The 231-nt window shown below is 68.0% G+C and carries 1 pseudogene; it reads right to left on the bottom strand.

Annotated elements, in window-relative coordinates:
* Positions 1-231: pseudogene (locus SB753_RS42045) on the bottom strand (MFS transporter); the annotation flags it as partial.

Below are 231 nucleotides of genomic sequence, written 5' to 3'. Positions count from 1 at the left end.
CTGCCCGCCATGTTGAACAGGCCGATCAGTGCGAGCGCGGTGGCGCCGAGTCCCATCGGCATGTGGCACAAGGTCAGATAGCCGGGCAGGTGCGTGGCGATGAACGCAAGCTGGAAGCCGCAGGTGAAGAAGCCGAGCGTCAGCAGCCGGTAGCCGCGATGGCGCACGGCGTGCGCGAGCGTCTCGCGCAACGGCGGGACAGTGGCCGCTGCGGGTGATGCAACCACATGC

This window comes from Paraburkholderia sp. SIMBA_053 (assembly GCF_046534895.1).
GTDB lineage: Bacteria > Pseudomonadota > Gammaproteobacteria > Burkholderiales > Burkholderiaceae > Paraburkholderia > Paraburkholderia caledonica.
This window is presented reverse-complemented; position numbering and strand designations above follow the sequence as displayed.